The organism is Halolamina salina (assembly GCF_042678005.1).
GTDB lineage: Archaea > Halobacteriota > Halobacteria > Halobacteriales > Haloferacaceae > Halolamina > Halolamina salina.
The window spans coordinates 1-6,610 of sequence record NZ_JBHUDH010000215.1; the positions used below are offsets into that span (position 1 = coordinate 1).

Genomic DNA, 6,610 nt, shown 5'->3' on the forward strand with positions numbered 1-6,610 from the left:
CTCGCGTTCGTCGCCGGCGCCGTCGACGAGCGCCGCGAGCAGCCCCGTCTCCCGGGCGGCCCACAGCAGCGCGAGCGCCGGCGTATCGAGCTCTGAGTCTCCAGCGGTCGGCATCGTCCCCCAGATGGGGAATTCGTGTGAAAGCAGTTTGGGTCCTCACCCGCCCTGCATCCGGACGAACCGAACGCCGCCGAACGTCTCCCGCTCCGTTCGGCCGTTCTCCCGGACTGTCAGTCGGACCAGCTCCTGTCGCGGGCCGCCGACGGGGGCGAGCACCCGCCCGCCGGGTCGCACCTGCTCGACGATCGCCGACGGCACCTGCTCGGCCGCACAGGTCAGGTAGGCGTCGTCGTAGGGCGCGTGTTCGGGCCATCCCTCGTGGCCGTCGCCGGTCCTGACCGCGATCTCGTACCCCAGCCGGTCGAGCGTCTCGCGGGCCTGATCGGCCAGTTCGGGGACGTACTCCACCGAGAAGACGTTTCCCTCGCCGACGACCTCGGCGGTGACCGCGGCGTGGTAGCCACAGCCCGTTCCGATCTCCAGCACCCGGTCCCCGCGTTCGAGGCCGAGGCGGTCGACCATCACCGCCACCATGTGCGGCGCCGAGACCGTCTGCCCCTCGCCGATCGGGAGCGGCCGATCGCGGTAGGCCTCGCGCCGTCGGTCCTCGGGCACGAACTCGTGGCGCGGCACCGCCCGCAGCGCCTCGGCGGTCACGTCGCGCTCGATCGTCCCCCGGTCCCGGAGCCGCTGGACTAACTCCTCGCGGCGTCGCTCGAACTCCATACCCGCGTTTTCGGCCGGAACGGGTAAAGACGGTTCGGCGAGGCGCGTGCCGAAACTACTTCCCCTCCCGGCCGGAGAGCATCACCCATGCAGGCCGCCGGCTACGCGGACGCGCTCGTGAGGGCCGAGCAGTTCGTCCGGGGGAACCCCGAGCTGGTCGCTGGGGCAGTCGCAGTCGTCGCGCTCGGGGTCATCGTCGCCCTCGCGCTGCTCCGCTACCGGCGCCCGATGGGCGTCCGGTTCAAGGAGGCGCTCGCGGACCGGGAGCAGGTCGCGGTGCTGATGCATCCCGACCCCGACCCGGACGCGATGGCGGCCGCGATCGGTATCGCCCGGCTGGCCGAACAGGTGGGCTGTGAACCGACGGTCCAGTTCTCCGGCCAGATCCGCCATCAGGAGAACCGCGCGTTCAGGAACGTGCTCGACCTCGACATCGAGGGGATCGACCACGTCTCCGAGCTCGCCGCCGAGTCGGTCGTTCTGGTCGACCACAACCAACCCCGCGGGTTCGAGGGCGCCGACGGCGTGCTGCCGTTCGCGGTCGTCGACCACCACCCCGGCGAAGGGACGGGCGACGAGTTCACCGACGTCCGGACGGACTACGGCGCCTGCGCCAGCATCGTCGCGGAATACTTCGACGACGTGGGCGGCAAGCCCGTCCCGCCGGACGTCCACGAGAGCGAGGTCGACGCGCGGTTCACGCTCCCCTCGCGGGAGTGTACCGGTCTGCTGTACGGCATTCTCGCGGACACCCGTCACCTCACCACGGGCGCGGCGGCGGCGGACTTCAACGCCGCGGCCTCGCTCGCGCCCGGTGTCGACGAGGACTCGCTCGACCGGATCGCGAACCCGCAGGTCAGCGGCGAGACGCTCGACGTGAAGGCCCGCGCCATCGCCGGCCGGCAGGTCGAGGGCTCGTTCGCGGTCAGCGACGTGGGGACGCTGTCGAACGCCGACGCAATCCCGCAGGCTGCGGACGAACTCATCACGCTCGAAGGGATCACCGCGGTCGTCGTCGTCGGCGAGCGCGACGGGACGGTCCACCTCTCCGGGCGCTCCCGCGACGACCGCGTCCACATGGGTCGCGCGCTGGAGAACGCCGTCGAGGGGATCCAAGATACCAGTGCGGGCGGTCACGCCCGGATGGGCGGCGGCCAGGTGCCGGCCGACGAGGAGAAGTCCCGCGAGGACCTGATCGAGCGCATCTTCGACAGCCTCGAAGGCGACGTGTAGCGGTCGGCGTCGGCGCAATAGGGCGGCGACGCGACACGCTGCCCGCCGTCCGGCAGCCATATCCCGGCCCGCGCCCTCCGTCCGACAATGGCGACCCGCGACGCGACGTGGCGCTACCGGGATCGGTTCGGCGATCGGTACGGGCGCACCTTCTTCCGGCGGTTCGGCCCCGGCGTGGTCTCCTCGATCGGCGCCGGCAGCTACCAGGGCGAGCCGACCGTCGCCGTCGACGACCGACACCGGGACGCGCTCGTGACGGCGCTGGAGAACGGCTGTAACGTCCTCGACACCGCGCCCGACTACCGCTGTGGCCGCGCCGAGAGCGTGGTCGGCGACGCGCTGGAGACGGCCGACGTCGAGCGCGACGCGGTGCTGCTCGCGACGAAGGGGGGGTTCGTCCCGTTCGACGGCGGGCGCCCCGCCGATCCGGCGGAGTACGTCCGCGAGCAGTTCGTCGAAACCGGAATCGTCGATCCGGCCGACCTCGCCCGCGGGAGCCACGCCATCGCGCCCGACTTCCTCGAGACGATGCTGGACCGCTCGCTCGACGCGCTGGGCGTCGAGACGATCGACTGCTACTACGTCCACAACCCCGAGACGCAGTTGGAAGCCCGCCCTCGGGAGGACGTGTACGAGCAACTCCAGGCGGCGTTCGAGCAACTGGAACGCGAGATCGCGGCGGGCCGGATCGGCCGCTACGGCGTCGCCTCGTGGGAGGCGTTCCGCGTGCCGCCCGAGCACGATCAGCATCTCTCGCTGTCGCGCGTGCTCGACTGCGCCCGCTCGGCCGCCGAGTCGGTTGGCGGCGACGCCGACGACCACGACTTCGAGGCGATCCAGTTGCCGTTCAACGTCCACATGGCCGACGCGTTCACGAGCGCCCACCACGAGGACCCAGAGAGCGGCGAGGCGGTGAGCGCGCTGGAGTTCGCCCACCGCGAGGGGCTCTCGGTGTTCGCGAGCGCGGCGCTGATGGGCGGCGAACTGGTCGCGGGACTGCCCGAGGACATCTCGGCCGAACTCGCCGGCGACAGCCCGGCCCAGCGGGCGATCAACTTCGCGCGCTCGGCGCCGGCGGTCGCCGCGGCGCTCGTCGGCATGGGCCGGCAGAGCCACGTCCGGGAGGACTTGGCCGCCGGGACGTTCGACCCGCTGGGGGCGTCGGCGTTCGACGCGGTGTTCGAGTAGGCTCGAGGTTCACCCCGAACTCTCCGGAACCTTCTTTATCGCTACACCGGCATCCCTACCTGATGGGAGTACTCTGGCTCGACGACGTTCGCGCCGCGGACCTGGAGACGGTCGGCGGAAAGGGCGCTTCCCTCGGTGAGCTCACCGGGGCGGGGCTTCCCGTACCGCCGGGATTCGTCGTCACGGCGGGGACGTATCGGGCGTTCATCGAGGAGGCGGGCATCGACGATGAACTGTTCGCGGCGATGGACGTGGACCCCGAGGACTCCGCCGCGCTCAAGGAGGCCTCCGACACCGCCCACGACCTGATCCTGAACACGCCGTTCCCCGAGGAGGTGCGCGAGGAGATCCTCGAGGCCTACAGCAACCTCGGCGACGGCGAGGCGTTCGTCGCCGTGCGCTCCTCGGCGACCGCCGAGGACCTGCCCGACGCCTCCTTCGCGGGTCAGCAGGAGACGTTCCTCAACGTCACGGAGGAGGCGCTGCTCGAACGCGTCAAGGAGTGCTGGGCGTCGCTGTTCTCCCAGCGCGCCATCTACTACCGGGAGCGCAAGGACTTCCCCCACGACGCCGTCGACATCGCGGTCGTCGTCCAGCAGATGGTCGACGCCGACAAGTCCGGCGTGATGTTCACCTCCCACCCCTCCACGGGCGAGCCCCGACTGATCATCGAGGCCGCGTGGGGGCTGGGCGAGGCGGTCGTCTCGGGGACGGTCTCCCCGGACAACTACGTGTACGACCGGAACACCGACTCGGTCGAGGAGGTGACCGTCGCCGACAAGAAGGTCAAGATGATCAAGGACCCCGAGACGGGCGAGACCGTCGAGGAGTCGGTGTCGCCGGACCGGCGGAACGAGCGGGTGCTCTCCGACGACGAGATCGAGGACCTGGTCGAACTCGGCGAGCGCGTCGAGGACCACTACGACGAGCCACAGGACGTGGAGTGGGCGGTCGCCGACGGCGACATCTACATGCTCCAGTCCCGGCCGATCACCACGATCGACGACGGCGACGCCGACATCGAGGAGGAGCGCGAAACCGAGAACGAGGGCGAGGGCGACGTGCTGCTCCGCGGACTCGGCGCCTCGCCGGGCGTCGTCGCGGGCGAGGTCCGCGTCGTCACCGAACTCGACCAACTCGACAAGGTCGGCGACGGCGACATCCTCGTCACCGAGATGACGATGCCCGACATGGTGCCCGCGATGAAGCGCGCCGCGGGGATCGTCACCGACGAGGGCGGGATGACCAGTCACGCCGCGATCGTCTCCCGCGAGCTCGGCGTCCCTGCGGTGGTCGGCACCGGCAGCGGCTCCCGCGAGCTCGTCGACGATCAGGTCGTCACCATCGACGGCGACCGCGGCACCGTGATCGAGGGCCGGACCGAGCCCGCCGAGCCCGACCACGAGCCAGTCGAGGAGGTCCGCCCCAAAACGCCGGTCAAGCCCATGACTGCGACCGAGGTGAAGGTCAACGTCTCCATCCCGGAGGCCGCCGAGCGCGCGGCCGCGACCGGCGCCGACGGCGTGGGGCTGCTCCGGATGGAGCACATGGTGCTCACGCTCGGTAAGACCCCCGAGCGATACATCGAAGACGAGGGGGCCGAGGCGTACCAGGACCAGCTCGTCGACGGCATCCAGGGCGTCGCCGAGGAGTTCTACCCCCGGCCCGTCCGGGTGCGCACGCTCGACGCGCCGACCGACGAGTTCCGCTCGATGGAGGGCGGTGAGGACGAGCCCGACGAGCACAACCCCATGCTCGGGTGGCGGGGGATCCGCCGCAGCCTCGACAAGCCGGAGGTGTTCCAGCACGAGCTCGCGGCGTTCCGCAAACTGTACGAGATGGGCTACGACAACGTCGAGCTCATGCTCCCGCTGGTCAACGACGCCGAGGACGTGATCCGGGCCAAGAAGCTGATGCAGGAGGCCGGCATCGACACCGAGAAGCGTAACTGGGGCGTGATGATCGAGACGCCCGCCAGCGCGCTGATGGTCGAGGAGATGGCCGAGCAGGGGATCGACTTCGCCTCCTTCGGCACCAACGACCTGACCCAGTACACGCTGGCGGTCGACCGCAACAACGAGCACGTCGCTGACCGCTTCGACGAACTCCACCCCGCGGTGCTCGAACTGATCAGCGAGACGATCGAGACCTGCCGCGAGCACGACGTGGACACGTCGATCTGCGGGCAGGCCGGCTCCAAGCCCGAGATGGTCGACTTCCTCGTCGAGGAGGGGATCAGCAGCATCTCGGCGAACATCGACGCGGTACGTGACGTCCAGCACGAGGTCAAGCGCGTCGAGCAGCAGTTGATCCTCGACTCGGTGCGCTAACGCCGTTCGATCCGTCCTTTCTCCTCAGACCTCCACTTCCGAGGCGTCGCTGACCTCGTAGCGCATCACGTCGGGCTCGCCCCCGAGCAGGTCGGGGAGTTCCGCTTCGAACGCCTGGAAGTGATCGCTCTCGACGTGGGCCGCGAACGCGTCCTCGTCCTCGTACACCTCCATGAACCGCAGGAGGTTCGACTCCACCAGATCCGTGACGGCGTTGTACTCGATCACGCCGGCCTCCTCGCGGGTGGCCTCGACCAGATCGGCGGCGCTGTCGAGCGCTTCCTCACGCTGTTCGGGGTCGATCGGGAAAGTCGCGTGTACGACGAGCATCGGCGGCGCTTCGGTGCCGCCCGGCATACGCGTTCGGGTCGGCACACGCGGGGACTGCTAATCATTATTAACGAGAGGCGTCTCGGTTGCTACATGACCGTCGTCAGCGTCTCGATGCCCGACGAACTGCTCGAACGGATCGACACGTTCTCCGAGGAACACGGCTACACGGGCCGCAGCGAGGTGATCCGGGAGGCCGCCCGGAACCTGCTGGGCGAGTTCGAGGACCGCCGGCTGGAGGACCGCGACCTCATGGCCGTCGTCACCGTCCTCTTCGAGTACGAGACCACGAGCGTCGAGGAGCGCATGATGCAACTCCGCCACGAGCACGAAGGGCTGGTCGCCTCGAACTTCCACTCCCACGTCGGCGAGCGCCACTGTATGGAACTGTTCGTGCTGGAGGGGACCCTCGAGGAGGTGTCGACGTTCGTCGGCAAGATCCGCGCGACCCGGGACACCCTCACCGTGGACTACTCCGTCACCCCCGTCGACGGCTTCGACCCCGCGTCGGGGCTCGGTGCGCTTTCGGGCCACAGCGAGAGCGAGGACGGCGAGTCGACGAGCGACGCCGCAGACGGCGCCGGCCACGACCACTGACTGCCGCGCTCAGAGCCAGCCGTCGTCGACAGCGGCGACCAGTTCGGAGTCCGCGGCGCGCCAGTCCTCGCTCGCGCGTTCGTACAGCGCCCGCGCCCGCTCGGTCGCCTCCGCGACGGCCGCCTCGGGGTCGGCGTCGACGAACG

6 protein-coding genes are annotated in these 6,610 nt (G+C 70.0%); 4 read left to right on the forward strand and 2 right to left on the reverse strand.

Going from position 1 to position 6,610, the window contains the following annotated elements; translation table 11 throughout:
• Nucleotides 1-156: 156 nt before the first annotated feature.
• On the reverse strand, nucleotides 157-786 hold the full coding sequence (locus tag ACFR9S_RS14695; protein WP_379732502.1) for a protein-L-isoaspartate(D-aspartate) O-methyltransferase: 630 nt from the start codon (nucleotides 784-786) through the stop codon (nucleotides 157-159).
• Between the two features lie 87 nt (nucleotides 787-873).
• Between ACFR9S_RS14695 and ACFR9S_RS14700 the strand changes: the two genes are divergently transcribed.
• The 3 genes from ACFR9S_RS14700 (at nucleotide 874) to ppsA (ending at nucleotide 5,537) form a co-directional block, all read left to right on the forward strand.
• A complete protein-coding gene (locus ACFR9S_RS14700) occupies nucleotides 874-2,019 on the forward strand; it encodes a DHH family phosphoesterase (protein ID WP_379732504.1) in 1,146 nt (381 codons plus the stop codon).
• Nucleotides 2,020-2,106: 87 nt separating this feature from the next.
• On the forward strand, nucleotides 2,107-3,207 hold the full coding sequence (locus ACFR9S_RS14705; RefSeq protein ID WP_379818957.1) for an aldo/keto reductase: 1,101 nt from the start codon (nucleotides 2,107-2,109) through the stop codon (nucleotides 3,205-3,207).
• A gap of 62 nt (nucleotides 3,208-3,269) precedes the next feature.
• Nucleotides 3,270-5,537, forward strand: a complete 2,268-nt coding sequence (gene ppsA, locus ACFR9S_RS14710) for a pyruvate, water dikinase (RefSeq protein WP_379732208.1) — start codon at nucleotides 3,270-3,272, stop codon at nucleotides 5,535-5,537.
• Nucleotides 5,538-5,561: 24 nt separating this feature from the next.
• Here the strand turns inward: ppsA and ACFR9S_RS14715 are convergent, their stop codons facing one another.
• Nucleotides 5,562-5,867: a putative quinol monooxygenase gene (locus tag ACFR9S_RS14715; RefSeq protein WP_379732207.1), complete on the reverse strand. Its 306-nt coding sequence runs from the start codon at nucleotides 5,865-5,867 to the stop codon at nucleotides 5,562-5,564.
• Between the two features lie 93 nt (nucleotides 5,868-5,960).
• On the opposite strand from ACFR9S_RS14715, the gene nikR reads away from it, so the two are divergent.
• Nucleotides 5,961-6,464: a nickel-responsive transcriptional regulator NikR gene (nikR, locus tag ACFR9S_RS14720; protein ID WP_379732206.1), complete on the forward strand. Its 504-nt coding sequence runs from the start codon at nucleotides 5,961-5,963 to the stop codon at nucleotides 6,462-6,464.
• Nucleotides 6,465-6,610 lie beyond the last annotated feature (146 nt).

Excerpts from the sequence above, each read along its gene's own strand:
- ACFR9S_RS14695 (WP_379732502.1), bottom strand. The coding sequence starts at position 786 with ATGGAGTTCGAGCGACGCCGCGAGGAGTTAGTCCAGCGGCTCCGGGAC.
- ACFR9S_RS14700 (WP_379732504.1), top strand. The coding sequence starts at position 874 with ATGCAGGCCGCCGGCTACGCGGACGCGCTCGTGAGGGCCGAGCAGTTC.
- ACFR9S_RS14705 (WP_379818957.1), top strand. The coding sequence starts at position 2,107 with ATGGCGACCCGCGACGCGACGTGGCGCTACCGGGATCGGTTCGGCGAT.
- ppsA (WP_379732208.1), top strand. The coding sequence starts at position 3,270 with ATGGGAGTACTCTGGCTCGACGACGTTCGCGCCGCGGACCTGGAGACG.
- ACFR9S_RS14715 (WP_379732207.1), bottom strand. The coding sequence starts at position 5,867 with ATGCTCGTCGTACACGCGACTTTCCCGATCGACCCCGAACAGCGTGAG.
- nikR (WP_379732206.1), top strand. The coding sequence starts at position 5,961 with ATGACCGTCGTCAGCGTCTCGATGCCCGACGAACTGCTCGAACGGATC.